General features: G+C 69.8%; 28 protein-coding genes and 7 pseudogenes. 14 read left to right on the forward strand and 21 right to left on the reverse strand.

From position 1 onward, the window contains the following. Positions 1-262 precede the first annotated feature (262 nt). Genes QF034_RS00080 through QF034_RS00090 form a run of 3 tightly spaced genes read right to left on the reverse strand, consistent with a single transcriptional unit; the run spans position 263 to position 2,262 of the window. Positions 263-1,135, reverse strand: a complete 873-nt coding sequence (locus QF034_RS00080; RefSeq protein ID WP_307172944.1) for a haloalkane dehalogenase — start codon at positions 1,133-1,135, stop codon at positions 263-265. A gap of 33 nt (positions 1,136-1,168) precedes the next feature. Further along, entirely contained in the window at positions 1,169-1,573 is a 405-nt protein-coding gene (locus tag QF034_RS00085) for a pyridoxamine 5'-phosphate oxidase family protein (RefSeq protein WP_307172945.1), read from the reverse strand. Beyond that, positions 1,570-2,262 (reverse strand): NAD(P)-dependent oxidoreductase, encoded by a 693-nt coding sequence (locus QF034_RS00090; protein ID WP_307172946.1) that lies wholly within the window; start codon positions 2,260-2,262, stop codon positions 1,570-1,572. The genes QF034_RS00085 and QF034_RS00090 overlap by 4 nt, the downstream gene beginning before the upstream one ends. 76 nt (positions 2,263-2,338) lie before the next feature. On the opposite strand from QF034_RS00090, the gene QF034_RS00095 reads away from it, so the two are divergent. Further along, entirely contained in the window at positions 2,339-2,995 is a 657-nt protein-coding gene (locus tag QF034_RS00095; RefSeq protein WP_307172947.1) for a TetR/AcrR family transcriptional regulator, read from the forward strand. Between the two features lie 220 nt (positions 2,996-3,215). Further along, positions 3,216-3,344 (forward strand): hypothetical protein, encoded by a 129-nt coding sequence (locus QF034_RS00100; protein ID WP_307172948.1) that lies wholly within the window; start codon positions 3,216-3,218, stop codon positions 3,342-3,344. Positions 3,345-3,802: 458 nt separating this feature from the next. Here QF034_RS00100 and QF034_RS41335 read toward each other — a convergent pair. From QF034_RS41335 to QF034_RS00120, 5 genes and pseudogenes are all read right to left on the reverse strand, one after another. Further along, positions 3,803-4,057, reverse strand: a pseudogene (locus tag QF034_RS41335) (DUF6919 domain-containing protein); the annotation flags it as partial. A 65-nt stretch (positions 4,058-4,122) separates the two neighbouring features. Beyond that, on the reverse strand, positions 4,123-6,423 hold the full coding sequence (locus tag QF034_RS00105) for an FdhF/YdeP family oxidoreductase (protein ID WP_307172949.1): 2,301 nt from the start codon (positions 6,421-6,423) through the stop codon (positions 4,123-4,125). 189 nt (positions 6,424-6,612) lie between these two features. Then, positions 6,613-6,807 (reverse strand): annotated as a pseudogene (locus QF034_RS00110) (MOSC domain-containing protein); the annotation flags it as partial. A 29-nt stretch (positions 6,808-6,836) separates the two neighbouring features. After that, positions 6,837-6,995 (reverse strand): hypothetical protein, encoded by a 159-nt coding sequence (locus QF034_RS41340; RefSeq protein ID WP_370880748.1) that lies wholly within the window; start codon positions 6,993-6,995, stop codon positions 6,837-6,839. Between the two features lie 85 nt (positions 6,996-7,080). Beyond that, on the reverse strand, positions 7,081-8,034 hold the full coding sequence (locus tag QF034_RS00120) for a hypothetical protein (protein ID WP_307180108.1): 954 nt from the start codon (positions 8,032-8,034) through the stop codon (positions 7,081-7,083). 92 nt (positions 8,035-8,126) lie between these two features. Here QF034_RS00120 and QF034_RS00125 point away from each other — a divergent pair, with 92 nt between their 5' ends. The 5 genes from QF034_RS00125 (at position 8,127) to QF034_RS00145 (ending at position 10,219) form a co-directional block, all read left to right on the forward strand. Beyond that, positions 8,127-8,366 (forward strand): helix-turn-helix domain-containing protein, encoded by a 240-nt coding sequence (locus QF034_RS00125; RefSeq protein WP_307172950.1) that lies wholly within the window; start codon positions 8,127-8,129, stop codon positions 8,364-8,366. Between the two features lie 12 nt (positions 8,367-8,378). Beyond that, the gene (locus QF034_RS00130; RefSeq protein ID WP_307172951.1) at positions 8,379-8,573 is read left to right on the forward strand and encodes a hypothetical protein; all 195 of its coding nucleotides are present in this window, start codon (positions 8,379-8,381) and stop codon (positions 8,571-8,573) included. 301 nt (positions 8,574-8,874) lie between these two features. Next, positions 8,875-9,219, forward strand: a complete 345-nt coding sequence (locus tag QF034_RS00135) for a hypothetical protein (RefSeq protein WP_307172952.1) — start codon at positions 8,875-8,877, stop codon at positions 9,217-9,219. Positions 9,220-9,297: 78 nt separating this feature from the next. Next, positions 9,298-9,987 (forward strand): hypothetical protein, encoded by a 690-nt coding sequence (locus QF034_RS00140; RefSeq protein WP_307172953.1) that lies wholly within the window; start codon positions 9,298-9,300, stop codon positions 9,985-9,987. Between the two features lie 37 nt (positions 9,988-10,024). Continuing rightward, positions 10,025-10,219: a hypothetical protein gene (locus QF034_RS00145; protein WP_307172954.1), complete on the forward strand. Its 195-nt coding sequence runs from the start codon at positions 10,025-10,027 to the stop codon at positions 10,217-10,219. Positions 10,220-10,581: 362 nt separating this feature from the next. Here QF034_RS00145 and QF034_RS00150 read toward each other — a convergent pair whose 3' ends face one another. After that, a complete protein-coding gene (locus QF034_RS00150) occupies positions 10,582-10,980 on the reverse strand; it encodes a winged helix-turn-helix transcriptional regulator (RefSeq protein WP_307172955.1) in 399 nt (132 codons plus the stop codon). 77 nt (positions 10,981-11,057) lie between these two features. On the opposite strand from QF034_RS00150, the gene QF034_RS00155 reads away from it, so the two are divergent. Further along, complete coding sequence (locus tag QF034_RS00155) at positions 11,058-11,975, forward strand: zinc-binding dehydrogenase (RefSeq protein WP_307172956.1); 918 nt, start codon at positions 11,058-11,060, stop codon at positions 11,973-11,975. A gap of 48 nt (positions 11,976-12,023) precedes the next feature. On the opposite strand, the pseudogene QF034_RS00160 reads toward QF034_RS00155, so the two are convergent. After that, a pseudogene (locus QF034_RS00160) lies at positions 12,024-12,955 on the reverse strand (IS5 family transposase). Positions 12,956-13,064: 109 nt separating this feature from the next. Here QF034_RS00160 and QF034_RS00165 point away from each other — a divergent pair. Then, positions 13,065-14,294 carry an IS701 family transposase gene (locus QF034_RS00165; RefSeq protein WP_307172957.1) on the forward strand — a complete coding sequence of 410 codons (1,230 nt, stop codon included), beginning with the start codon at positions 13,065-13,067 and terminating at the stop codon, positions 14,292-14,294. Positions 14,295-14,414: 120 nt separating this feature from the next. Here QF034_RS00165 and QF034_RS00170 read toward each other — a convergent pair whose 3' ends face one another. The 6 genes and pseudogenes from QF034_RS00170 to QF034_RS00195 form a co-directional block, all read right to left on the reverse strand. After that, the gene (locus QF034_RS00170; RefSeq protein WP_307172958.1) at positions 14,415-15,062 is read right to left on the reverse strand and encodes a CBS domain-containing protein; all 648 of its coding nucleotides are present in this window, start codon (positions 15,060-15,062) and stop codon (positions 14,415-14,417) included. A gap of 592 nt (positions 15,063-15,654) precedes the next feature. Next, positions 15,655-15,978 (reverse strand): hypothetical protein, encoded by a 324-nt coding sequence (locus tag QF034_RS00175; RefSeq protein ID WP_307172959.1) that lies wholly within the window; start codon positions 15,976-15,978, stop codon positions 15,655-15,657. Between the two features lie 163 nt (positions 15,979-16,141). Beyond that, positions 16,142-16,272, reverse strand: a pseudogene (locus QF034_RS00180) (helix-turn-helix domain-containing protein); the annotation flags it as partial. Positions 16,273-16,477: 205 nt separating this feature from the next. Further along, entirely contained in the window at positions 16,478-17,887 is a 1,410-nt protein-coding gene (locus QF034_RS00185) for a hypothetical protein (RefSeq protein ID WP_307172960.1), read from the reverse strand. 140 nt (positions 17,888-18,027) lie between these two features. Next, positions 18,028-18,157: pseudogene (locus QF034_RS00190) on the reverse strand (IS5/IS1182 family transposase); the annotation flags it as partial. Positions 18,158-18,235: 78 nt separating this feature from the next. Further along, positions 18,236-18,947, reverse strand: a pseudogene (locus QF034_RS00195) (IS5 family transposase); the annotation flags it as partial. A 144-nt stretch (positions 18,948-19,091) separates the two neighbouring features. On the opposite strand from QF034_RS00195, the gene QF034_RS00200 reads away from it, so the two are divergent. Next, positions 19,092-19,823 carry a DUF4232 domain-containing protein gene (locus QF034_RS00200; protein ID WP_307172961.1) on the forward strand — a complete coding sequence of 244 codons (732 nt, stop codon included), beginning with the start codon at positions 19,092-19,094 and terminating at the stop codon, positions 19,821-19,823. A gap of 91 nt (positions 19,824-19,914) precedes the next feature. Here QF034_RS00200 and QF034_RS00205 read toward each other — a convergent pair whose 3' ends face one another. The 3 genes and pseudogenes from QF034_RS00205 to QF034_RS00215 all read right to left on the reverse strand — a co-directional run bounded on the left by QF034_RS00205 (position 19,915) and on the right by QF034_RS00215 (position 21,769). Continuing rightward, positions 19,915-21,039: a transcriptional regulator gene (locus tag QF034_RS00205; RefSeq protein ID WP_307180109.1), complete on the reverse strand. Its 1,125-nt coding sequence runs from the start codon at positions 21,037-21,039 to the stop codon at positions 19,915-19,917. Between the two features lie 255 nt (positions 21,040-21,294). Beyond that, positions 21,295-21,531, reverse strand: a pseudogene (locus QF034_RS00210) (helix-turn-helix domain-containing protein); the annotation flags it as partial. Between the two features lie 97 nt (positions 21,532-21,628). After that, positions 21,629-21,769 (reverse strand): hypothetical protein, encoded by a 141-nt coding sequence (locus QF034_RS00215; protein WP_307172962.1) that lies wholly within the window; start codon positions 21,767-21,769, stop codon positions 21,629-21,631. Here QF034_RS00215 and QF034_RS00220 point away from each other — a divergent pair. From QF034_RS00220 to QF034_RS00235, 4 genes are all read left to right on the forward strand, one after another. Continuing rightward, positions 21,768-22,301 (forward strand): DUF4232 domain-containing protein, encoded by a 534-nt coding sequence (locus QF034_RS00220; protein ID WP_307172963.1) that lies wholly within the window; start codon positions 21,768-21,770, stop codon positions 22,299-22,301. The two genes, QF034_RS00215 and QF034_RS00220, sit on opposite strands and share 2 nt — an antisense overlap. Before the next feature lie 95 nt (positions 22,302-22,396). Then, on the forward strand, positions 22,397-23,065 hold the full coding sequence (locus QF034_RS00225; RefSeq protein ID WP_307172964.1) for a sigma factor: 669 nt from the start codon (positions 22,397-22,399) through the stop codon (positions 23,063-23,065). A gap of 56 nt (positions 23,066-23,121) precedes the next feature. Next, positions 23,122-23,379 (forward strand): hypothetical protein, encoded by a 258-nt coding sequence (locus QF034_RS00230; RefSeq protein WP_307172965.1) that lies wholly within the window; start codon positions 23,122-23,124, stop codon positions 23,377-23,379. Positions 23,380-23,644: 265 nt separating this feature from the next. After that, positions 23,645-23,815 carry a hypothetical protein gene (locus tag QF034_RS00235; RefSeq protein WP_307172966.1) on the forward strand — a complete coding sequence of 57 codons (171 nt, stop codon included), beginning with the start codon at positions 23,645-23,647 and terminating at the stop codon, positions 23,813-23,815. 131 nt (positions 23,816-23,946) lie between these two features. Here QF034_RS00235 and QF034_RS00240 read toward each other — a convergent pair whose 3' ends face one another. Then, positions 23,947-24,282, reverse strand: coding sequence for a fic family toxin-antitoxin system, toxin component (locus QF034_RS00240; protein WP_307172967.1), 336 nt, complete (start codon positions 24,280-24,282; stop codon positions 23,947-23,949). A 49-nt stretch (positions 24,283-24,331) separates the two neighbouring features. After that, on the reverse strand, positions 24,332-25,528 hold the full coding sequence (locus tag QF034_RS00245; RefSeq protein ID WP_307172968.1) for an IS110 family RNA-guided transposase: 1,197 nt from the start codon (positions 25,526-25,528) through the stop codon (positions 24,332-24,334). Between the last annotated feature and the right edge of the window lie 148 nt (positions 25,529-25,676).

A 25,676-nucleotide genomic window follows, 5' to 3' on the forward strand; every position in this document is an offset into this window, starting at 1 on the left:
AACCGCCCCGGACCAGTACGAGCACACGATCGCTCACTCACGCCAGCCCCAACGACCTGCGGATTCGAAGTTGGTGGATCTTCATTGAGCAGTCATCTCGGCATCGTGCCGTTGCCGTCCTGGGCGCAGGGCTCCCAGGCGCTGGCCGGGAGGCGGCATCCGAGGGCTCCTGTTCGATGGTGACGGCGATCGCGCGGCGCACACCCGTCGGTAGCAGCTTGATTGGCCCCGGGGCGACCGGCACCGCCGTGATCGAGGACACCTACTGGCGCGCCAGCCCGTGGCGGTCGGCCCAGGCGGTGATCGCCGCGGACAGCTCCTCGGGCCGGTCCTCCGGGGAGTGGTGGCCGGCCAGGCCGTGGCGGGAGACCTCCAGGCCCGCGATGTGCTCCTCGCACCAGGTCACGGCCCCTTGGTTGGTCATTGCGCCCGGGCCCGGTTCGAATGCGGTGAGGAGCTTGGGGACTTCGGGGCTGGCGGCCAGCCAGGCGTCGTAGCGTTCGACGCGGGCCACGATGTCAGCGGGCTCGGCGTCCAATGGCATCATGCGCGTCCACGCCAGTACTGGGCGGCGGCTGTGCGGGGTCGGGAACGGGCGGCGGTAGACCTCCAGGTCAGCAGGGTCGAGCGGGGTGGCGAGCGTGTCCGGTAGCCCCTCGATGAACAGCGACTTCTCCAGGATCATCTCCTCACCCACCCCGGGGGTGCGCAGGAGGGTGAACAGCTCTCGCCCGGCCGCCGGGAATTCGTCGCCGACCAGCGGCTTGATGATCGTCTCGGTGAAGGCGAGGCCCCGGACGCTGCCCGGCAGGCGGGCGGCGCGGTCGAAGGCGAGCGCGCCGCCCCAGTCGTGGCCGACGAGGACGGCCTCGGCAAGGCCGAGGGCGTCGAACCAGGCGTCGAGGTAGCGGGCGTGGTCGTCGAAGGAGTAGGCGAGGTCGGGCTTGCCGGAGTCGCCCATGCCAATGAGGTCGGGGGCCAGAAGGCGCCGGCCGGGCGCGGCCACGCCCGGCAGGACGTTCCGCCACAGGTAGGAGGAGGTGGGGTTGCCGTGGAGGAAGACGAACGGCAATCCGTCGGGGTCGCCGGACTCGCGGTAGTGGAGGGTGGAGTCGAGGACGGGGAGGGTGGGCATCGCGGTGTCACGTCGCTTTCAGTACGGGGGGGTTCAGAGGTTGAGGCTCAGGATGCGTTCGACGGCGATCTCGATGGCGACCAGGTCCGGTGGAGCGGGCGGGGCCGCGCGGTAGCGGGCGGTGTAGCGGCGGACCGCCTCGGCCAGGCTTTCGGGGTCGTCGGTGACGGCGGCCCGGCCTTCGAGGGTGACCCAGCGGAAGCCGTCCGCCTGGCAGAGCGCGACACGGGCCGTCGGGCCTCCCGCCGCCACGTTGCGGGCCTTGCGGGCCCCGGCCCTGGTGGTCACCCGGGCCAGACCGGTGGACGCGTCGAAGGTGAAGCGGACGGGGGTGACGTGCGGGGTGCCGTCGGGGCGGAGGGTGGTGAGGGTGGCCGTGCGGGGGCGAGCGAGGAACGCCCGCGTGTCGACCGGAAGTTCGGTGGCCGTCCGGTTCACTTCTTCTTCACGCCCTCGTTCCAGATCAGCTTGGCGATGTTCGGCTTCACGGTGGTGGTGATGACGCCCATGGCCGTGCAGATGTACCGCCGTTCCTCCAGCTCGCGCAGCATGCTCGCGGCGAGGTCGACACGGGCGGTGAAGACGCCGTCGGCGCTGGTCGCGGCGGTGTGGTAGTCCGTGACAGTGGGGTGTTCGAAGAGGCCCGAGGGCCGGACTAGGGTCCAGTCGAGGTTCGTCTGACGGATCACGGTCTCCATGCGGCGCATGTCCTCGTGGAGGGTGTGGCCGAGGCGTCGGTTCACCAGCGGGTCGAGCACATGGTTGAAGAAGTGCGCGCCGGTGGGACGCCAGTCCGGGTCGGCGATGCTGGAGCTGACGGTGAGCAGCCGCTTGATGCCGTGGCGGGCCATGGCCCCGGTGATTGCGGTGGCGCTCGCCGAGTACGTGGTGATGGTCTCCTTGCTGAAGCGCGAGCCCAGCGCGGAGAGGACGGCGTCCGTCCCACCGAGCGCGGCGTCGACGGCCGCCGGGTCGGTGGCGTCGGCGACGGCCACGGTGAGGCCGGGCCGCGCGGGGAGTGAGCCAGGGCGGCGGGTTACGGCGACGACCTCGTGGCCGGCTGCGAGGGCCTGGTCGGTGAGGTGGCGGCCGGTCGGTCCGTTGGCGCCGAAGACTGCGACACGCATGATGTCGGGACATCCCTTCGAGTGGTGGGCGGAACGCCCTTGACTGTGCCGATCACGAAACGCAGGCTCAACGCTGATGAATAACGCTGCCCCTGCACCCGCCCGCACCCGAGGCCGTCCCCGCGGCAACCCGCCGACCCGCGAGTCGCTCGTCTCGGCGGCCCGCATGCTGTTCCTGGAGCGCGGCTACCGGCGCACCACCCTGCGCGCGGTGGCCGGGGCCGCCGGGGTCGACCCGGCGCTGATCGCGTACCACTTCGGCTCGAAGAAGGGCCTGTTCGCGGACGTGATGCAGTTCCAGTGCGCCAATGCGCTGGCGGTGGACGACGTCCTCGGCGGCGACCCGGCCACCCTGCCCGACCGCCTGATCGACGCGGTGACGGACCTGTGGGAGAACGCCGACTTCCGACAGCTCACCACCCAGGGCGACGAGGCTGCTGAGGTGATCCGCGAATATCTGGAACACGAGCTGCTGGCCCGGCTTGTTGAATTTCTCGGCGGCCGTGACGCAACCGCCCGCGCTACGGCCGTGGTGACGATCCTCGGCGGCCTCATCTACACCCGCTACCTCAACCCCCTCCCCACCCCCGCAGCCCTCACCCCGGCCGAGACCCGCCAGATCCTCGTCCCGGTACTGTGCGCGGCGCTGGCCCCGCGGCCGCGCATTGCGGAAGCCGCCAGAGCGGGCCGTCGAGGCTCGCTGGCCTCCGGTGGAGGCGCCGTCCGGCCTTGACCATCTCAGCGCCTCCGGCGCGGCTACTCCTGCAGGTAGCGATGCAGGGAGGTTTTCGGGATGCCGGTCTTGGTACTGATCTCCCCGTAGGCTGCTGCCCTGGGCCTTGAGCAGGCGTGCGTACTCGATTTTGTCGGCGGGGTGGGCGACGGGGCGGCCGATGTGGCGGCCTGCTGCTTCGGCGACGGAGCGGGCGTGGGCGGCGCGTTCGGCGGTGAAGGTGCGTTCCATCTCAGCGAACAGGGCCAGCAGCAGGAAGGCGATGCGGCCCATGCCCTCGTCGGCGGTGTTGCGCGTCGTCGAGGTCGCCCGCGTCTACGCCGCAGGCCGCACCGCCCTCGCCGCCTGAGCGACCGACGCCGGGGCGGATGCGCGGCCCGGACGACGAGGTGGTGCTCGACGAAGCGCACCGGCAACTGCTCCGGACCGGGCAGCAGCACCGCAGACTCGCGATCAGCGACGCGCAGCGACGCCATCATGAGGCGGTCGCCGGCCTTGGGGAACATCGGTACAGCGGTCATCGGTGAGATTGATCTCGAAGTTGGAGGACCCCGGCGAGATGTGTTCGCCGGGGTCCTCCGCCTTCTGGTGGTCGGTCAGCGGCGGGGGCGCCAGCGGGGGAAGACCGGCCCTCGCATGACTGCGCGCCGCACTCCACGCCGCCCTGCACGGAGACCTGGAACCTCTCCACCACGCCGCCCCTCCCACGTCCGGCTGAGGGCTGCCAACGAGACGAGAAGCACAGCTCAACGACCGATCTTGCGACGGACCAAGTGACTGGCCTGCTGCCCTGCGCCGTGGCCGGGCTTAGAAACAGGCTCTAAGGAGGCGGCGGACCAGTCGAGGTTGCCTCCAGCCTCCCCGTACGACCAGCCCGGCCTCGGCGGCCCGCGCGCACAGGGCCCGGGCGAGCGCCGGGTCCGCGACGAATCCGGAGACGAATGCCCGCTGACGCCACGGCAGTTCATGGAACGTGGCAACTTCGCCGGGCTGAGAGCCTTCGGTGAGGAACCCCCCGTCGTTGGCGGCCGCGAGGACCTCCACCAAGGGCTTGGTCTCCGGATCCGGGCCGCCAGGACCGAGGCCCCGACCTCACAGCAGGGTGAGTCCCGCCTCTGATCTGACCGTCACACCGAAGCTCCCCCGTCGGAGGGTTCGATGCGGATCACGATGGATTTGGTCACCGGCGTGTTACTGGTGTCGGCCGTGGAGTCCAGGGCGACCAGCACGTTCGTCTCCGGGTAGTAGGCGGCGGCGCAGCCGCGCGGCGTCGGATAGCGGACGGCGCGGAAGCCGGGGGCGCGGCGTTCACCGTCCGGGTTGACGCTGATCAGATCGACCAGGTCGCCGTCGTGGAGGTGGAGGTCGCGGAGGTCCTTCCGGTTGAGGAAGACGACCCGCCGTCCTCCCTTGATGCCGCGGTAACGGTCGTCGAGGCCGTAGACGGTGGTGTTGAACTGGTCGTGCGACCGTACCGTCGTCAGCAGCAGGTGTCCCGGCGGAACTTCGGGCGCGGTCGGTGGGTTGACCGTGAACTGCGCCTTGCCGGTCGACGTGGGAAAGGTGCGGGAGTCGCGCGGTGCCCGGGGGAGCATGAAGCCGCCGGGCTGCCGGACGCGCTCCTCGTATGCGTGGAATCCGGGGCAGACGTGCTCGATGTGGCGGCGGATCACGGCGTAGTCGTCGCGCATGCCGCGCCAGCCGAGGTCGTCGCCGAAGAGAGCGTGCCCGAGGTCGGCGACGATCGCGACCTCGCTGCGCAGGTGCGGTGATCCCGGAAGGAGTCGTCCGTGCGACGAGTGCACCATGGCCATCGTGTCCTCGACCGTCACGAACTGCTCACCGGAGACCTGCCGGTCGCGCTCGGTGCGGCCGAGGCAGGGCAGAAGCAACGCCTCGGTGCCGTGGCACAGATGGGACCGGTTCAGCTTGGTCGCGACGTGGACGGTGAGGGCGCAGTTGGCCAGCGCGGTCTCCGTGACCTGCGTGTCCGGCGTGGCCGCGGCGAAGTTGCCGCCGAGGCCCATGAACACGTCGACCTCACCGTCGCGCATGGCCTTGATCGAGCCGACGGTGTCCAGGCCGTGGGCACGGGGCGGATCGAACCCGAACTCGTCGCGGAGCCTGTCCAGGAACGGTTGCGGCATCCTCTCCCAGATGCCCATGCTGCGGTCGCCCTGGACGTTGCTGTGCCCGCGGATCGGGGCAGGCCCGGCACCGGGGCGCCCGATATTGCCGCGCAACAGGAGGAAGTTGACGATCTCGCGGATGGTTGCCACGGCGTTGCGGTGCTGGGTGAGGCCCATCGCCCAGCAGACGATGACGCTGTCCGCGGCGAGCACGTCGGCCGCGCAGTCCTCGATCAGGCGGCGGGGCAGGCCGGCCATCGTCTCGATCTGCGACCAGTCCAGGGCACGCCATGCCGTTGCGGCCGCTTCGAAGCCGTCGCAGTACCGGTCGATGAAGTGGTGGTCGAGCACGGAGCCCGGCTGGGAGTCCTCCCGGTCGACCAGGGTACGGTTCAGGCCTGCGAAAAGGGCCAGATCGCCGTTGATGCGCACCGGGAGCCAGCGGTCGGCGAGCTGCGTGCCCGGGCCGACCAGGCCGCGCGCGGTCTGTGGGTTGTGATAGCGGCCGAACCCGGCTTCGGGGAGCGGGTTGGCTGCGATGATGCGGGCGCCGCGCCGCTTGGCCTGTTCGAGCGCGCTGAGCATGCGGGGGTGGCAGGTGCCGGGGTTCTGGCCCACGATGATGATCAAGTCCGCGTAATCGGTGATGTCGGAGATCGTGATGAGACCTTTTCCGACGCCGATGGTCGCGCTCAGGGCCTCGCCGCTCGACTCGTGGCACATGTTCGAGCAGTCGGGCAGATTGTTCGTGCCGAGCCTGCGCGCCAGCAACTGGTAGAGGAAGGCGGCCTCGTTGCTCGTCCGGCCGCTGGTGTAGAAGACGGCACGGTTCGGATCGGCGAGGCCGAGCAGGCGATCGGCGGCGAGCGCGAGCGCGTCCTCCCACGAGATGGGCGCGTAGTGCGTCGCGCCGGGGGCAAGGTGCATCGGCTGGGCCAGCCGGCCCTGCGACTCCAGCCAGTGACCGTCCCGCTCCCGCAGGTCAGCGACGGAGTGCTCGGCGAAGAACGCCGCGTCGACGCGTTTGCGCGTGGCCTCCCAGGCGACGGCCTTCGCGCCGTTCTCGCAGAACTCCGCGATCTTCCGGTGGTCGGGATCGGGGTCGCCCCACGCACAGCTCGGACAGTCGAAACCGTCGACGTGGTTCACCTTCAACAGCGTCTGCAGACTCCGCTTCGGCCCCATTTCGGCCATGGAATACCGCGCGGATTCGGTGATGCCGTGAATTCCGACGCTGGCCTTCTCGGGTCCTGACGAGGTCACATCCGATACGGGCGGGTTGATCGGTTTCTCAGCCATGACTGCCTCTTTACCCTATATGTGGACTATCGTATGCGAGAGCAAAGTCGACCGCAGCCGTCGCCTCACTCCGAGCAATTCCCGGCCGTCAGAACAGCCAGTCTTCTACCGGGCGTATCGGGGCAAACCGCAGGCAGGTCCGGCACCCTCACCTGACGTCGACGAAGTCGCCGGCTGCCGTGGACGGGCGGCCTGGTCGGAACCGCCGTGGTGCTTCACGTCGTAGACCCGGTCTCCGACGAGACCGACCGCGCCGGTGCCCTTGGGGCCGGGGGCGATGACGGCGACCGGGCCGTCGACGGGCCGCTTGTCGATGCCTGTCGCGCTGAGACTCTTCCGAGGGTTGGGGCGGGGCCTGCCGACATTGACGCAGAGCAGCTTCACCGCCGGGGGTCAGGCCGGCCACTCTCGGATCACCGGGGCGTTTCGCAGGTGATCTCGTCACGTGGGGCGTAGTGGGTGCGGAACGGCTCCCGCCTCACTTCCTTGCCGTCGTTGCGGAAGACCCGCTCGACGGTGACGTCGAAGCCGTCGAGCGGGGTCTGCGGCACGCATTTCTTGTCGGCGCTCACCTTCTGCTCCGGCTCTTTCACATTGCTGCGGGGCCCTTGACCGATGTGATCCGGTCGTAATTCCTGGTGCCGAGGAAGGTGATGGTCACCGAGGTGTCGGTGGACTCGGCCTGGACGTAGATGGCGTTGCCGGAGTCGTTGGCGAACCTGAGATCGACGTGCAGCGTGCACCGGGCGGCCTTCCGCAGTCGGGGCAGGCGATGTCGTACACCCCCGGTGCCCGACGTCGGCGGTCCGCCTTGGCCTGGCGTTCCACCAGGATGGGCTCGATCCGCTCGTAGTGAGGGCTCTTCGACACGGCGCCAGTACCGGTCCGGGCGTTGGTGACACAGTTCTTGCCTGCCACGGCCCCACAGCACGGGCAATTCTTCTTGATCCAGTACCGGCGGGCCACCTGCTGGTGCCGCACCGCCCCCAGCACAGGGGCAGGGCGGGCGGTCTGCGCCAGCGGCCTGCCGGTGTCCGCGCGCGCCTTCCAGACGCTGATCTGCTCCTGCTGGCCGGCGTCGACGTGGTCGCCGGCATCTGATGCTGCGTGCAGGAGCTCCCGCACCAGCTTGCGCATCACCTTCGGGGACCCGGTGTCCCCGCGGCGTTGCAGCGTCGCCAGCAGCGTCCGCACTCGGTCGGCTGCCCGCCGCGCCCGGGCGTCCTGCTGTTCGGCCAGCTTCGCCGCAGCCTCCGCTTGCAGCTGCTCGGCGTAGGCCTGCTGTTGTTCCGCGAGGTACCCGGCCGCCACGTCGACAATGGTGATCTCGGTGGCGGTGCGGTCGTGGCTCGCGGTCGCGTTGACGCGCGCCAACAGCTGACGGACCTGCACCGTGTCGCGCGCGGCGAGGGCATCTTCCAAGCGGTAGAACAGCTCTCGCCGCACCTGGGTCTGGTCCTCCAGCCAGCGTTCCGCGTCCGCGACGGCGGCCGCCATCTGATCCTGCAGCTCCCCCTCCACGCCGGTCCGAGCAGCGATGTCGCGGCACACCTGGGTGACCACGAGGACGGATTCCACCCTCATGGCGTCGGTCAGCTTGCGCAGCAGCACGTGCGCCCGCGTGCGGGCGTCCGGGGCCTTCCTTGCCGGGCGAAGATGCGTGCTGAGCGCCGCCGTGAGCGGGTGCAGAAGGGGGTCGAACAGTGAGCGGTCTGCATTTCGCCGCGGTCAACGCAGTAGGCATCGTCGCCGACCTGGATCTGCTGCCTGCGGCCTACCGCGTGCTGCTCAAGCTGCGCGCGCACAGCGAGCCGGGCGGCCGCATCGAGATCGACCAGGTCACCCTCGCGCAGATGCTCGGCCTGAGCAGGGCCGCCGTGAACGCGGCCCTGCGCGACCTGGACCTGGCGCAGTTGGTGAAGAAGCAGCGCGCCGGCGTCTAACAGCTCAACCCCATGCTCGCCGCCTACCTCTCCCCCGAGGACGTCATCGCGGCCGTCAAGGCGATGCCGAAGAACGAACGCCTCAACTCCGCAGGCTTCGTGGAGCGCTACCGCAAGGCCGTCACGGCCTACCAGGACCAGCTCGCCGAGAAGCGCCGGCGCCGCGAGGACGCCAAGCGGCGCCAGAACCTCAAGGCCGTGTCCTGACCCGGCCCTCCGACTCCGTCGTAACGGCGCTGCACTCCCCGGAGGCCGGCGCCGTTGTCGTCGCCCAGGGCGATACACCGTTCCCCAGAAGGGAAACGCGTAGTTCAACCGCCGCAGCAACCTGCATGGATCTGCTGCGTAACATCGCAGAACTGCTATGTTCCACAGCTCTCTCAGTCGCCGCGCACATCGTTCCCCTGGAGGGGAAACGCGCAGGCGGAAGGCCCCGTACGGGCGTTCTCCGGCCTTGGCTCTGCGTGCCGCCCGGGTAGCGCTTCGAAGTGATCGGTACCAGTGGGGCATGAGGTACAACTACGGCCTCCACTTCACCGGCGAAATGGTCAAGCGCTACGGCTTCCTCACCGAGGGCTGGCCCGCGAGCACCCAGCAGCTCGCGCCGTTCTTCACGATCGTCGTCAACGCCGTGGGCTTGGAAAGGGCCGCCAGCTGGTTTGAGGCTGCTCGCCACGCGGACTGCCGGGAGCGGGAGGTGGAGCAAGCCTGCGCCTACCAGTTCGGATTCGCCATCTACCTGGCAGAAGCACTCGACTACCACGGTCAAGCGCCGACCCTGGCAGAGACCGCCGCGTGGGAGGCCACTTCTAAACTCAGAGCCGATGCTCAGTGTTGGGCACTGCGCTCGTAGTGGCGAACTGCGGCGCAGGCCCTGGCACAGTTCCTCAATCCGGGCACATGGGGGCTCACGAGCAATTAGCCTGGTGCCATGCCACAGGGACAGCTCGTCGCATCAACCCCCGGAGAGGGGCCTGGTTTCCTGGTGGCTCCCCGAGTGGTACGCACCGCCGCCCACGTTCTTGCCCCCGCGCCGGACCTCGTCCTACAGAAGTCCGGGCGTCTCGAACGTCACCTGACAGCCGCACTCACGGCAGAGGAGTTGCTGGCTGAGTTCGCCACTATTGACCAGCTGATCGCCAGGGAGGCGCAGGCCTCTCGGGAACTGACGCACAAGCTGCTGGCCTCTGTTGAGGAGCACACCGGGCTGCCGTCCATCGCGTCGGGGCTTGCCTACGGGCTTCACGCACCCTTGGTCCCGTCGGTTGAGCGTGCTCGCCACTGGGCCGACCTACTGATCATTACGAACTCATACGAGGGCGCTAGCAAGACGCTTCAGCATCTCTCAGCGATCATCGAGGTCAAGGGGCCTCGCTCGACGGCTGAGCTCGCCCAGGTCAGGGAGGCTCTCGCGGAGGCCGAGCAAGCCATCCGCGACATCACGGCCACGGACCGGCAGGTCCTGAACCTGCACGTTGATCGTCATTACGAGTTCTTGGGCGTTGTGCCGCAACACGACACCTCGCCCTGTGGCGTGCTGCGGCTCGCCGTGCCGATCGTCCCCGGTGCACCAGGCATCCGGTCATGGACCGACCAAACGACCATGACCCTAGCTGCTTAGCCCCCTTCAGGGCGGCAGCCCTGAAGAGGACGGACTCATGCGCTGGGACTTTCGCACGAGGGTGCTACTCGTGGTGGTCGCGGTTCTTCTCTCGCTCACTGCGTCGCTGTCCGCGGCGCTCCTCTCGTATGCCTCAGGCGGCGGCGGGCACCAAGCCGTGGGCTGGGGTGCCGGCACCTTCGCCGGATCGATGACGATCGCCCTTGGCGTGCTGGCGATCCTGCTGGCATGAACGGGGAGGTCCCCCACCGCACCAGGGGCTGAAAAGCTGGGGCGGACCCCCACCTCGTGGGCCCGCCCCAGCAACAGATCAATGGCAGATCTGAAGGCGCTCGCGAAGTCGCGCGTCGCGATTCCGAGACCGACTTCGGTGTTGTTTTCGACTGCACCCTGGAGGCGTGTGAACGCAGCGGTCGGCCGCGTAGCGAGCGGGTTGCAGCAACCGAGCAGCGCGCCATGCAGCGGTCAGCATGATCCGGTAGCACTAGGACCTCCGGGCGATCATGTACGGGGCTCGTGATGCCGGTGGTGAGCCATTTGCTCCTCTCCGGCTGTCGTGGAATCACGGGAGCTCGAGAGCCAGTCCGGGCTGGTTCAGTCGGCGTCAGGTTTCTGCTCCGCCGCGGTGTCGTAAGCGGCGCGGGCCTCGGCGATGGCGGACCGGTGGCGCTCGGCCCAGCCCACCAGTCCGGTCAGTGAGGCGTGGAGTTCTCGGGCCATGGGTGTGAGGCTGTACTCGACCTTGGGTGGCACGGTCGGATAGACGGTGCGGATGAGCAGCCCGTCCCGCTCCAGTCGGCGCAGGTTGATGGTGAGCATTCGCCGGCTGATGCCGTTGATGGCGCGTTCGAGTTCGGTGAAGCGGACCGGGCCGTGGGCGGCGGCTATCAGGATCCCGATGCTCCACTTGCCCGCCACGCGGTCGAGCACCTCGGTGACCGGGCAGGCTTCGTCTTTCACCGCTTCTGCAACACGGGTGTGACTGCGTGACATAAATGTGCCTCCTTCCGCTGGGCAGCAAGGTTACCGATGATGACTGCTGTTACTAGTCGTGAACCAAGGGGGAAGACATGTCTGTTCGTGCTCTCGTCGTCGATCCGTCCGCACCCGCCGCCGTCCGCCTCGCCGAGGTTCCCGACCCCGCGCCCGGACCGGGCCAGGTCCTGGTGGACGTCTCCCATGCCTCCTTGAACTACGGCGACCTCAACGACGCTCGCTCCGGTCGGGTGCCCGCGGGTGCGGTGCTCGGTTCGGACACCGCCGGGGTGGTGGTTCAGGCTGCCGCCGACGGAACCGGCCCGGCGGTGGGCACCCGGGTGGTGGCCCTGACCTCGGGGGCGTTCGCCGAGCGCGTCGCGATCGATGTGGGTGCGCTTGCCGAGGTGCCCAAGGGCTTGGACCTGGCGAAGGCGGTCGCCCTGCCGGTCGCCGGAGTGGCTGCACTGCGCTCGCTGCGGGCCGCCGGGCTCGCGCCGGACAAGAGGGTGTTGGTCACCGGCGCCTCCGGCGGGGTCGGCCGGTTCGCCGTCCAGTTGGCGGCGCGGGCCGGTGCCCACGTGATCGCGTCCGTGGGCTCGACGGCCCGCGGTGAGGGGCTGGTCGACTTCGGCGCCGACGAGGTGCTGATCGGCCTGGAGGGACTCGAGCGAGCCGTCGACGTGGTCATCGACAGCGTCGGCGGCCCCCAACTGGTGGCGGCATGGAGCCTGCTCGCTCCCGGGGGCAGCGTGCAGAGCGTCGGCTGGACTTCCGGGGAGCCAGCGGTCTTCCCTCCATATGCGACCGTCGGCCCCACCAAGTCGCTGACGTCCTTCGTCATCGAGGGCGATGCCGGCCCGGACCTGGCCGTTCTCACCGAGCTGACCGCTGAGGGGGCCCTCACTGTCGAGATCGGCTGGCAGGGATCCTGGGACCGCTTTGCCGAGGCCGCCGAGGCCCTCCGCGGGCGCCGTATCTCCGGAAAAGCGGTCCTGCAGGTCACGCAGTGAGCGGCATGCCCCGGCACTGCCTCCGCAGGACTAGGACGTCGAGGGCGATCATGTGCGGAGCCATATAACCAGGGCTGCCGCGGTGGCTGTGCCATGGAAGACGTAGCCACGTTTGTCATAGCGGGTGGCCACCGCCCGGGACTGCTTTAGCTTGTTGATCGCCCGCTCGACAGTGTTGCGCTTCTTGTACCGCTCTTCGTCGAAGCCGGGGGGGCCGTCCACCACGTGAGCCCTTGCGCAGGCGGACGGCCTGGCTGTCGGACTTCTCGGGGATGGTGTGGCGGATGCCCCGGCGACGCAGATAGGTGCGGCATGGGCTGTTGCTGTAGGCCTTGTCGGCCGCGAGGCTGTCGGGCTTCTTGCGGGGCCTGCCCGGCCCGGTCCGGGGGACGCGGATCTTCTCCAGCACGGCCGTGAACCGGGTGCAGTCCGCCCGCTGGCCGCCGGTGACGACCAAGGACAGCGGGCGGCAGCGGCCGTCGGCGCTCAGGTGGATCTTGCTGGTGAACCCACCGCGCGATCGACCCAGGCCCTCACCTCCTGCACCACCTCCGCCAGGCGGGCGAGCCGACTCTGCCAGGGCGTCTCGGCCTGATGTTCGGCGTCGCTGGCCCTCTTTGACGCCGCCAGAGCCGGCGGCGGATCGGTGCGGGCGCCGGCCGCGTGCTGATGGGCCCGCACGACGGTGGAGTCCACCGCGATGTCCCAGTCGATCTCACCCGCGGCGTCGACCGCGGCCTGGACCTCCTGCAGCAGCCGTTCCCACCGTCGGCCGACCACAGCCGGTGACGTTCGTACACCGTCTTCCACGGCCCGTACCGCTGGGGCAGGTCACGCCACTGCACCCCGGTCCGCACCCGGTGCAGGATCCCATCGATCACCTGCCGGTGATCCCGCCATCGGCCACAACGGCCGTTACTGACCGGCAGAAACGGCTGAAGCCGCTCCCACTCCATGTCCGTCAGGTCGCCGCGCCCCATGCCTGAAACAACGAGACAACAGTCAGACAGTCACATGATCGGGCGGACAGGTCCTAGTAGTGCTTCGTTACGTTGAGCGATCTCGCTTGGTGGTGGGCATCTTCCTCGTATGAGGCTGGGGGAGGTGGAACGGCTCCGGGGTGAGTTATCGGAGTTTGTTGCCGATGTTTTCGGGTCGATGCCGCGGCGGGATCAGCGGCGGTGGGGCGAGTGTTATCTGCGGGGTCTGATGCTGGACGGCCGTCGGAAGTCGATCCAGCCGATGGCCGAGCGGCTGCCGGATGGCAACATGCAGGCCCTGCAGCAGTTCGTGAACCAGTCGCCGTGGGATCCGCTGCCTGTGCGGCGGCGGATCGCCGAGCGGTTGTGCAAGGCGATCAGCCCTGAGGTGTGGGTGATCGACGACGTGTCGTTTCCCAAGTGCGGCACCGCGTCGGTGGGAGTGGCCCGGCAGTACTGCGGGGCGTTGGGCAAGCGGGCGAACTGCCAGGTCGCCGTCAGCGTGCATGCGGCCACCGACACCGCGTCCTGCCCACTGGAGTGGGAGTTGTTTCTGCCCGAGGAGTGGATGCAGGACCAGCAGCGGCGTCGTCGGGCCCAGGTGCCCGACGAGGTCGGGCATGTGTCCAAGACGCGCTTGGCTCTGGGGCTGCTGGACCGGCTGGCCGGCCAGGGGCTGGCAGTGCCGGTGATAGTTGCCGATGCCGGTTACGGTCGCAGCGTCTCCTTGCGGCTTGCGCTGGAGGAACGCGGCTGGTCCTACGTGGTGGCGGTCGATCCCAAGGAGATTGCCCGCCCGGCCGCGGCCGAGCCGCACCTGCCCGAGTACGGCGGGTTGGGGCCGCCCACCCTGCCCCGCTACCGCGAGGCTGCCAGGCCACTGACCTCGATTGTCGACTCTGACACCCGCTTCGAGTCGGTCACCTGGCGCCAGGGCAGCAAGGGCACGATGACCTCGCGATTCACCGTGCTCGAGGTGCGGCCCTCGGGCAAGGAAGCCACCCGAACCGCGCAGGAAGCGGCCGGCGGACGCAGCCGCTGGAACGGGGTGCTGCCGTTGCGGACCCTGCTGATCGAACAGCCCGAAGACGCGGCCGAGCCCACCGGCTACTGGATGACCAACCTGCCCGCCACCACCCCAATCGCCGACCTGGTGCGGTGGGCGAAGATGCGCTGGCGCATCGAGCACGACTACCGCGAGCTCAAACACGGCCTGGGCCTGGACCACTTCGAAGGCCGCACCTGGCGCGGCTGGCACCACCACGTCACCCTCGTCACCGCCGCCCAGGCCTTCCTCACCCTGCGGCGGCTCGACCCAAAAGCCCCGATGCCGGCCTGACCCTCTACCAAGTCCTGGACACCCTCCAAGACCTGCTGAGGTGCTGGACCGGCACCTGCACCACCTGCGGCCGACCCCTCACCACACGCAGACACAGAGCCAGAACCTAACGAAGCACTACTAGCAGGAGGCCCGGGCGGCGGCGAGGTGGGCGTCCACGGCGACGACACCGTCGACGCCCTGGCAGAGGCCCACGACCACCGGAACGAGGCGCGGTTCCGGGACGTGACCCCGAAGGGTGACGACCCCGTCCCGGACCTCGACCGCGACGGTGCCCTCGTCCAGGCCGAGGATGCGCCCCAGGACGTCCTGCTCGATCTCGCTGCGGATCTCGACGTCGGAGCGGATGAAGGCGTCGAGCAGGTCACTGCGGGTGACGATGCCGGTGAGGAGCCCGTCGTCGCCGACCACCGGCAGCTGCTTGACGTGCCGCCTGCGGAGTTCCCGTGCTGCCCGGGGGATCGTCCAGTCGGCGCGGGCGGTGAAGACGGGGCTGCTCATGAGCGCGCCCGCGGTCCGGGCCCGGGCCTTGCCCCAGGCACGCTCGTCGTTCCCGTCCTGACTCTGCGGCTCGGGCATGCCGGTCTCGTGCCGCAGCACGTCGGACGCGGACACGACACCGACGGGAGCGCCGTCCTCGTCGACGACCGGGGCCGCGACGATGTCGTTCGCGTCCAGCAGGGCGGCGACCTCCTGGAACGGTGTGCTGGGGCGGAGGGTGACGACATCCTCGGTCATCACGTCACCGACCGTGCGGCGGTACAGCATGGCATCGGCCTCCTCCGCTGTACGACGGGGCGGCCGCGCCCCTGCCGGCTCGTCCACGCCGTCTTCCCTACCCATGACAGCACCGCGCCGCTCCGGCGGCCAGTGACGTTCGGCCTGGCGGGTTCCGGCCGCGCAGGCCGCCCCGGCCGCCGACACTATGCCGCTGGCCGCAGCGGTGGCCCGACTGCCCGTCGCCGCGGAGGACCGCACCGGCTACGACCGCGAGCAGTCCTTCGGCGGGTGGACCGACGCCGACCGCGACGGCTGGAACACCCGCATGGAGGTCCTGCTCGCAGAAGCGGTGGAGGCGCCGGCGGTCACCGGCCGGTGCATCCTGGCCGGGGGCCGCTGGTACTCCAGGCACGCCAGCGCCCCGCCGAGGCCGGGGCGGCGGCGCACCCGCAAACCGACACGCCAGCGCCCCGCGTGCTGGCCTGCGCCGCCCGCGAGAACCTCGGCGAGTTCGAGCTCGCCGGCCCACGCTCGCTCGTGCCACCGTGTCCACGCCGGCCTTGACGTCCTGCCGGCCGCGAGCGCGGCGGGGCCGCGAACCGATGCCCCGCCGCGGGCTCAGGCTGGGGGAATCCCTACGTCAGCATGCCGTGGTGTGGTGCAGCCAGCGCTGGAGGGTGGCGTTGATGCTGCCTGACAGGGCGCTGAGCTGGTCGATGGCGTCGCGGTCTTCCGGAAGGGGCGGGATGCCTGCTGCCGTCAGGGCCGCGTGCAGTTCCAGACGTCGCCGGTCGCGTGGCTCGAGGGTGTAGCTCAGGCGTTGCGCGGGGCTGGGCGGCGGCAGCAGGTAGTCCGTGTCCTGCTGCTCCCCCGCCGCGGCCGGCCAGACGGGCTCGGTGCCGTCGACGGCGTAAGGGTCGCCAAAGGCCTGAGGCGAGTAGCACTCGAAGGCGATAGAGGTCACGTCGGTCTCCTTACCGGCAGCTTGCAGATCTGTAGCGTCAGAGCCGCGTAAGGCCCGGGCCGGTTGCAGCGGAGGCCGGATGTCACGCCGACGGCGCCATCGGCAGCTCATCACCTGATTCGACCAGCCCATCAAGCGCAGAACCATGCCCGTACTGACCACAGATGATGCGGTCGGCGGCAGACTTGGACACCCCGAACAGCAGCGCGATTTGGCGCAGTGTCAGATTCGTCCGCCTATACGCGGCGACCATCAGCACTCGGTCCTCCAGCGCAGGCTCCACGGCCGGCTCTTCCATCAACCCCGACGTGCGGCTGCGAACCCTGGCAGAGGTCGTCGACCATCTCGGCACAGCAGGAAAGACCGGGATCGTTGACGGCACCGAGATCCGGGTCCGGCGGCCGGCCGCCGTCCCATTCCGGTTTCACGGCTAAAGCCGCCGTATCGGTTCGGGCCAGAGGGCCGGGTCACCCGGCCGTTCTGGCCCGTTCTCAGGTGATCAGGCGGTGGGTGCCAGCGCGATCAGGATGGACTCGAAGTCGTAGTTACTGCCGCTTGGGGCCTGCAGGTAGGCGCCGCCGTACTTGGTGACCGCCGTCGGCGACTTCAGCTTGCCGTCGTACAGCGACATGTCCGAGCCGTTCGTGGTGCTCGGGTCCTTGCTGCGCGAAGGCATCGAGGTCGCGGTTGGCGTGCTGACGTCCGCGCCGGTCGCCGCGTTCATCAGCACCGGCTGGACCTCGGACTGGGCGTAGACGATGCCGTGGTACGCCGCGGTGACCGCAGGGACGTCCCGGCTCGCCGACTTGTCGGTGTACCCCCAGACCTTCTTGCCGGTGGTGTCGTCGAAGCCGATGATCTCCTTGCCGCCGGATTCGCCGGACGTGCAGACCACGGCCTTGGCCTGGTCGCCCCAGCAGGTGAAGGTGCTCACCTGCTCGTCCACGACCTGTGACTTGGTCTGCACGACGGCGCCGTCGGCGATGTCCACCGAGTAGAGGACGTTGTTGTACTTGTCGTTGCCCGTGTACGAGTTGGAGGCGAGGTAGGCGCGCTTGGAGCCGCTGCCTGTCGGCTTCAGGTAGTCCTGCTTGGTCGGGGTCTGCTTGGTGATCTTGCCGGTGGGGCCATCGGCGATCACGATCGTGCCGTCGGCCGCGCCCTCCCGGTTGCTGCCCTTCGCACCGGCGACGACACCGTTCAGCACGCCCGCAGGGGTGACGAACGGGATGACGTTCGACTTCTGGGTCTTCGGATCGGCATAGACGGTGAACACCTCGCCGCCCTTCTTGGCGGCCTCCTCACCGTCGGCCCCGACACCGACGACGATCTGTCCGGTGGCGGCGTCGTACGCCTGGCTCACCACGTTGTCGCCGCCTTGGCCGGCGCCGAGGGCCGGGGTGAGGTCCGCGGTGACCTCGGCGACCTTCTTGCCGTCTGTCGCGTTGAGCCACTGGAACACCACCTGGCCCTTGGCCTTCTGAGTGCCGTTGCCCTTGTCGTTCTGCACGTAAGCGATCGCTACGACGTCCTTGCCGTCCAGTTGGACGCCCATCGGTGCGGTCACGTCCAGCGTCTCGGTGGTGGGCGCCGCAGCGGACGGAACGGTCCACGGCTCGCCCTGCGCGGCGATGTTGCGGCCGGTGACACCGGTGAGTCCCGCGATCAGGGAGCTCTGGCCCACCATGCCGGGCTTGAGTGTGTACTGGTTGTCCTTGTCCGTGCGCTCGACGCCGAACGCCGACATCGCGACGAATGCCTTGGGCGGTTCGAAGGAGGCGGCTGTCGGCGCCGACGGTGTGGCGGCTGCGGTGCTGCCGCCGCTCTCGGGTTTCGAGTCGGACTTGTCGTCGCTGCCGCCGCAACCTGCCAGTAGAACGGCGGCGGTGGCGACGCCGACAACGGCCATCGGACGCTTCATCGCGGGTTACTCCCCCAGGTCGACCCAGTAATGATCGGCCCGAACGCTAGCAGTTGCCGCTCGGCTCAGGTGGCCGTCCACAGTGTCTCCACGACCCTGCGATCTCGACGATCCTGCAATGTTGCAGGGCCCTGGAACACCAGGGGGTCCGGATGCCGCTTCCTTCCTGGATGCCGAGCCCGCCGCAACCTTGGGCAACAACGGCTCAACCACCGCCCACAACTCGTCATCGACATCCCACGGCTTCGGCCGGGCCACCCCGCACCCCCGGATCAACAGTCCCGGAGCGATCCGACCACCTAGAGATCATTTCGTTAGGAGTTCTAAGGGGTGCTTTCAGAAAGCCGGGATCTTGAGGGCGAGGGTCATGCAGTGGGCAAGCTGGAGGAGAGCGTCGTGCATGTCGTCCCGGGTTTCCCAGCGGGTCCGTAGGCGGCGCGGTCCGTGGAGCCAGGCGATGGCGGCCTCGGCGACCCACCGGATGCGGCCCAGGCCCGAGCCGTGCGGATGCCCCCGCCTGGCGATCTTCGGGACGATGCCGCGCTCACGCAGCCGGCGGCGGTACAGGTCGTGGTCGTACCCGCGGTCGGCATACAGTGCCCGGGGCTTGCGCCGGGGCCGGCCTCGTTTCCCCCGCACCGGCGGCAGCCCGTCGACCAGCGGCAGGAGCTGGGTGACGTTGCGGTGTCCGCCGGTCAGGGACACCCGCAGCGGGGTGCCGTGCGCGTCGGTCAGCACGTGATGCTTCGAGCCCGGCCTCGCACGGTCAACCGGACTCGGACCGACTTTTTGGGTTGCTACGCCCCCGCTTTGCCGGCACATGCGAGGCATCGACGGTGACGCGGGAGAAGTCCAGGCGGCCCGCCGCCCGCAACCGGTCCAGCAGCACCCGCTGGAGCTCCTCCCACACCCCGGGCTCCTGCCATTTGGCCAGCCGCCGCCAGCAGGTGGGACCAGAACCGAATCCCAACTCCTGCGGCAGGTACTCCCATTGGATGCCGGTGCAGAGGACGAACAGCACACCCTGCAGCGTCTTACGGTCATCGATCCGCGTCACAGGCGCGTCACGGCGATGTCATGGACGCATGACGGCATCGAACCGGCGGCGGTTCCCGGCCGTAGGGCGGATCGGCAACGAACGGCACCGGGCCTTCGGTGCCGCCCATCCGCACCTCGGAGAGGAATCACCGTCATGAACCGTCGTCCGCGCACCGCCCTCGCCGCCTCCGCCCTGCTCAGCGTGGGTCTGCTGATGACCGCCTGCGGGGGCGGCGACACGACGTCGACCCCGCGCAGCGGCCCGTCGTCCGCGGCGCCCGGCTCCTCGGCCACCACGGCCTCCGGCAAGGGCGAGGGGAGCGCAAGCGGTGGTTCCCGGGCTGCGGAGCCCTCCGGCGGCGGGGCCGCGGGAGGCGGCACGTCGAGCGGCGCGTCCGGGAAGGACGGGACGTCGAGCGGTACGTCTGGGAAGCAGGGCGGGGCGTCCGGTGCGGGGAAGAACGGCAGCGCCGGTGACAAGAGCTACGGGCAGGTCTGCGGAGCCAACGACATTTCCTGGAGCGTGGCGTCCAAAACCCAGGCCGGCGGCTACTTCCTCATCCAGGCGAAGGCCAAGTCCGGCATCACCTGCACCCTGCCCGCCGCCCTGCCGATGGTGGCCTTCGGCTCGGACGGAACCGAGGCCGGGCCCGCGGAGCAGGCCGTGGGCCCGGCGATCACCCTGCGCGCAGGGGTCGCCGCCTACGCCGGAGTGAACCCGAAGACCACCAACAACAACTCCGGCAAGGAGCTGGACAGCCTCATCGTCGCGGTCGGCGACGACGACCCGAACCCGGTCTCGCTGCGGGTCGGCCCGTTCACGGTCGACAAGCCGGTCGTCACCAACTGGCACACCTCCGCCGCGGACGCGGTGCCCTTCTCCTGAGGACCGCGAGCACGCCAGTGGGCCGGCCGGACTTCCCAAGTCCGGCCGGCCCACGGCTTTTGGCGCCGACGTGCCCGATTGACGGCTACGGCTACGGCTGCTGCTTCTCCCACTCGGTGCTGCCGGGCAGGTAGCCGTAGAGCGGACGGCCCGTCATGGAAGCGGTGCGGAAGGGTTTTCCGCCGTCCTTGATCTCTATCGTTCCCTGGCGGCCGCCGCTGCTCCACTCCAGCACCAGGTACCACTTCACATCGCGGCTGCTGGTGTGGGCGGTGACGTACAGCACCTCCGGGTCGGACTGGCTGACGCTGTAGGGGAAGCCGCGCTGGCCCCCCTTCGGCCGCACGGTGGGCCGTGCCGAATCGAGGTCCAGCCCGAACTCCCTGGGTTCCATCCCTCCGCCGCAGCCCACCCCCATCACGAACGCGTTCCAGTCCAAGGGCGCGCCCGAGCCGACCACGCGGACATGCAGCGACGTGATGACGACGGCCTTGTCCCCGGTGCCCTGGACGGTCAGCGACACACGATGCCTGCCCGAGGAGACGGCGCCGGCGTCGCTCGCCCATTTCGCGGCGTCCTGCAGCGTCGACGGTGGCAGGGGGACCTGGGAGGATGGCCGGTCGACCAGGTAGTGCGTCCCGCAGTAGTCCTCCCAGTCGTGGGCTCGCGCGCTCACGGTCAGCGGCACGGAGTCATCGTCCGGGGCGGCCTCCGGTGCGCGGTCCTGGGCCGCGGCGGCACCGCCGCCCGTCGGCGCCGCCGCCGACGCCGACGGCTTCGCGCTCGGCGACTTCAAGGCGGACGACCGGCTCGGCCGCGCGGAGGGGGACGTTGGCGGGGACGCCGCCTCGCTCGGTTCCCAGGAATCGGTGGCCAGGGTCGCGGCCCGCGGTCGGCCGCTCGGGGACGCGTCGGCGTCGATGGTCTCCAGGACCGCCGTCGTCAGGGCGACCACGGCGAGGGTGCTCCCGGCGACCATGACCCGCCGCTTCCGGAAGAAGGAGCGGCGCGGTACCGAATACCGCGCGGGCACCCCCACCTCCGCCGGCGACTCCGCCCTGGATCCGGTCAGGTCCCCGGCCCCCGATACGGGCCCGGGCACGTCCGCCAGCCCCGGCTCCGACGCATCGGCGGCCCCGGACTCCGGCAGGGCTCCGGCCCCGGACTTCGGCACGGTTCCGGACCCGGCCCCCGGCTCCACAGCCGCCCCGGACACCAGCACGGCTCCAGCCCCCGACCCCGGCACCACAGCCGCCCCAGACCCGGGCAGGGCAACCGACTCGGAGTCGGCCCCAGCTCCCGCTCCGGATCCCGCTCTCGCTCCCGATGCACCCTCCGGCTCGGAGCCGGGTTCCGCCACGCGGTCCCGTCCCGCGGCCGCCGGCGCCCCTTCCGCCCTGTCCGCCCCGGCTCGCCGGGAGCGCTCCCGTGCCGCGTCGGCCATGACCCACCGACGGTGCAGTTCAACCACTTCCTCCGGAGTCGCCTTGCACACCCGCGCGAAGCGCGAGAGCGACGCGTAGTCGGCAGGCACCCCCTCCCCCTTGCAGTAGCGGTGCAGCGTCGACGTGCTCATGTGCGCCCGCTTGGCCAGAGCTTCGTAGCTGAGCCCCGATCGTTGCTTCAACTCGCGTAGAAGCGCCGCTAAATCAGCTGTCTCCTCAGCCGCCCCCCACCGGTCCTCCATCTCATTCGACATCCCACGCATGGGACATTCCCCCTGTTCAGAGCCAGTGCCGCCATCCCAGCGTTCCAAAAGGTCTGGTCGGAATGGCGGCTGGGACGGAGCGTGGCACAGGCTTGGGTCATCCAAGCACGCCGCCCGGCTCAAGGGCGGTGATGCGGATCGCAACTTCCCTTTTCGGCCGCGAACCTGACTGGCCGACAACCATCAACTGGAATACCTCACTCCGGAACTCGATCTCAGAAGAAAGCAGTTCACCCATGCGTATCGCACGTCGCTCCGCCACCCGCGTGGCCGCCTCCTCCCTGGTCGCCGCCGCCCTCGCACTCGTCGGTGTCCAGGCCACCGCCCACACCGCCTCGGCCGCCACCCCGACGAAGGCCGCCTGCACCACGGAGAACACGAAGCTGACCGTCGAGGACGTCCGCCGGCCCATCAACCACCTGCTGCTCACGGCCACCAACACCGGAACCAAGCCCTGCAACCTCTACTACGCGCCTTACCTGGGCGCCGGCGCCCAGGCTCCCATCCAGTGGCTGGAGTCAAGCAAGCCCCAGGCCGTCGTGACGCTGGCTCCCGGAGAGTCCGGGTACGCCGGCATCGGGACCTTCTCCCCCGACGGCCACAGCGGCCACACCGCCAAGACCCTGGGCGTGTCCTTCGCCAACAGGGAGGCGAACGGCGCGGTCGGCAACGCCGCGACGCTGAACCTGCCCAACGGCGGCACGTACTTCAACAGCTCCGCCTACGTCACTTACTGGCAGAGCGACGTGTACGACGCGCTGTTCGGCTGAGCCGTCCGGCGTCCCACAGCACCGCTCGTGGTCGCGGTGCCGTGGGACGCGGAGCACGAAAGGCGCGCACGGAGCGACTGCACGGGCGTGCACCCGTGCTGCAAGAGGCCCGGTCGGCCGGAACGCCGACCGTGGGCGGCGGGGTCCTGGCGGCCCGGGAGCGGAGCGGCGCGGACGCCGAGACGTTCATCCGGGCGGTGTACGCACAGCACGGCAGGGTGCTGCTGCAGTACGCGGCCCGGCGGCTGCGAGGCGACTGGCACCGGGCCGAGGACATCCTGCAGGAGGCCGTCGTCCGGGCCTGGCGTCACGCCGTGGCACTGGGCACCGCGCCGGAGACGATGCGGCCGTGGCTGTTCGCGGTCGTACGGAACCTGCTGATCGACGACCACCGCGCGCAGGCGCTGCGCCCGGTGACTCCGGAGGCGCTGGAGGACACGGACATCCCCGTCGCCGACGAGGTGAACCGGCTGCTGACGGAGCATGTGAGGAGCAGCTGCTCGGCTGGCGTGGTCGGCGTGCGCGCGGCTGTGCCGTACAAGGATCGGCCGGTGCGGCGTGCGGTGCGCAGCTGGGCGGTGAGGACGCGGGTGGCGATGACGGCTCGGTCGTGGCGCAGCGGCACGCGCGGGATCGCCCACTCCCCCAGCTCCAGCGGCAGGAAGGGCGCGGCCGGGTCGGCGGCCGGCCTCCGGCCCCGGACAAGGACGGCGGCCGGTGTCCGGGAGCGCGGCGGGGCGGCGGGTGCCCAGCGTGCGGTGTAGAGACGGCAGCCGGGTTCCTCACCGTGCTCGCTGCGGGCCTCAGTGATGTCGGTGCAGTGCGCGGCGAGCGCCGTATCCACGATCGTCTCGTCCAGGCCGGGTTCGCGGCGGCGGCCGCGCTGGACGAGAGCGAGGTGGCGGCGGGCTTCGGCGAGCAGGTGACGGCGGTGGAAGCCGCCGTCCTTGTTCATCACGAACACCGTGGCGGTGACGGCGAAGGCCGCCAGGGCGACGTCGACCACGGCCGTGACCCGGGCCCGGATCGCGGCGGCGCCCGGCCCGACGGCGCCCCGATCTACGTATTCGCGAGGTGACCTGGCCCATCAAGGCCGACCTCATGAGCACTCTCGCTGCGACGCGGTGATGGGGACGAGGGAGCGCAGGATTGTTCGCCCCAGTCGAAGTACGGGTTGACCACAACCGACGTCATCATGTGCGGCGCCGAGTCCAGGTCGTCCCGCCGGTAACGGGAGAACCCCTGGTCACCGCGCCGCCTCGCGCTGCTGGTGTTGCGGTTCGTCGCGGACCTGACCGACCGGCAGGCCCGCGAAGGCGGGCCGACCACAGTTCGAGGCGGACGTGAGCGTAGTAGTCGGAGCCGCCGCTGCGCAGTACGTCGCCTCCCTTGCCCGCATGCAGCAGGCTGCCGGGAGTGCCGAGGGGGCGCTGGCTCTGCCGGCCGAGCAAGCCGCCGCCCGCAGTCTCACCGAGCAGGCCCGATTCGGCGTCCTACTGGCCCGCCGTCCCTGACCTGCTCATGCCCCACGGACGAGGGCGTCCGCCTTCCTCGCGGCCTGCGAGGGCCTTCTCGTACGCGCTGCGAAGATTTCCGGCAAAGCGCGGGACGCGGTCGCGGGTGGCGATCACCACCCGGCCCGAGGTCAGGGTTTCCAGGTGCGCATGAAGGAGGCGATCCGGGCGGCAGTGCAGCGCGGGCTGCTCAGCTCGTGGGCGAGTGCGGTCAGCTGTTCGCGGGTGGGGCTGACCGGAATGTTGCTGGCCTCGAGATACATGACGGCGACGGCACAGGCGACGGTGAGGTTGGCGCGTTCCAGCCAGCGGCAGCGGCCCAGGCTGTGTAGGAGGGCGGCGGCGCGGGCGTAGGCGCCGTCGTAGACGGGTGTGTCGAGGAGTTCGCCGCGGTGGCGGGCGACGGCGGCGATGGGGACGCCGTAGTCGTCGGCGGCCGGGTCGCGCTGCCCGGCGCGTTCCGCCACCCGTTGATCTTGATGAAGACCTCGTCCAGGTGCATTCCCAATGCTGATGTCAAGCCGCGGCTGTGGCTGGGGGTGTGACCTGATAGCACCGTCGGTCACGGATCAAGGCCCACAGGACGTTGACGCGGCGGCGGGCGAGCGCGAGGAGAGCCTGGACGTGGCGTTTGCCCTCGGCGCGCTTGCGATCGTAAAACTTTCGCGAGTTGGGGTCGCGTTGAACGCTGACCAGCGCGGAGATGTAGAAGACGCGCTGCAGGCGACGGTGATATCTCGTCGGTCGGTGGTCGTTGCCGCTGACCTGGCCGGAGTCGCGTGGGGCGGGTGCCACGCCGGCGAAGGCCGCGAGCCGGTTGGCCGTGGGGAAGGCGTCCATGCTGCCGCCGACGGCGGCGAGGAACTCGGCACCGAGGATTGTGCCGATGCCGGGCAGGGACTCGATCACTTCGGCGAGTTCGTGGTCACGAAACCGGCCCTCGCTGAGCTTGTCGGTCTCGGCGATCTTCTCGTTGAGAGCCATCACCTCCTTGGCGAGAGTGTGCACCATCTTCGCGATGGCCTTCTCACCCACGACGGCGGTGTGCTGGCGATCGGCGGCTTCGACCACCTGGTCGGCCAGGGCAGCAGCGTTGCAGACCTTGCGGTTGCGCAGCCAAGCGGGCAGCCGCTGACTGCCGGCGCGGCGGATCGCGGCCGGTGTCTGGTATCCGGCCAGCAGCACCAGCGGGCCGACGTTACCGAGGTCGAGATCCCGTTCCAGGGCCGGGAACATACTGTTCAGCAGGGCCTTGAGCCGGTTGGTGGTGCGGGTCCGGTCGGCGACCAGATCGACGCGGTGGTCAGTCAGCAGCCGCAGCTCGATCGTGGCTTCGTCGCCGGGGCGGATCGGCTGCAGATCGCGGCGCATCCTGGCCTGATCGGCGATCACGCGGGCGTCACGGGCGTCCGTCTTGCCCTGGCCCCGGTAGCTGTCGGTGGCCCGGTTGACCGCGATACCGGGGATGTAGACGAGCTCCTGGCCATGGTTGACCAGCAGGGCGATCAGCAGGCCGGGCTCGCCGCCGGTCATGTCCAGCGCCCAGGTTGTCCTGCCACCGTCGGCGAGGTCCAGAACATCACCGATCAGCTTCAGCAGTTCCGGCTCGTCGTTGGCCACCCGACGCGACAGCAGCGTGTCGCCCTCGCTGTCCAGGACCAGGCAATGGTGGTGGGTCTTGCCGCAGTCGGTCCCCGCCCATATCCGGCTCATTGTGCTCCAGTCGTCGTACTTGCCTTGCGTACCACGGACGACCTCGCCGGCATTGCTCTACACAGCGACTTGTTCGCACTTCCCAATCGGCGGCCGAGTCGTCGTGGGGAGCCGGGCGGCCAAGCACCTGAAGCCACGAACGGCAGCC

The sequence above is a fragment of the Streptomyces africanus genome (genome assembly GCF_030816955.1).
Classification (GTDB): Bacteria; Actinomycetota; Actinomycetes; order Streptomycetales; family Streptomycetaceae; genus Streptomyces; species Streptomyces africanus.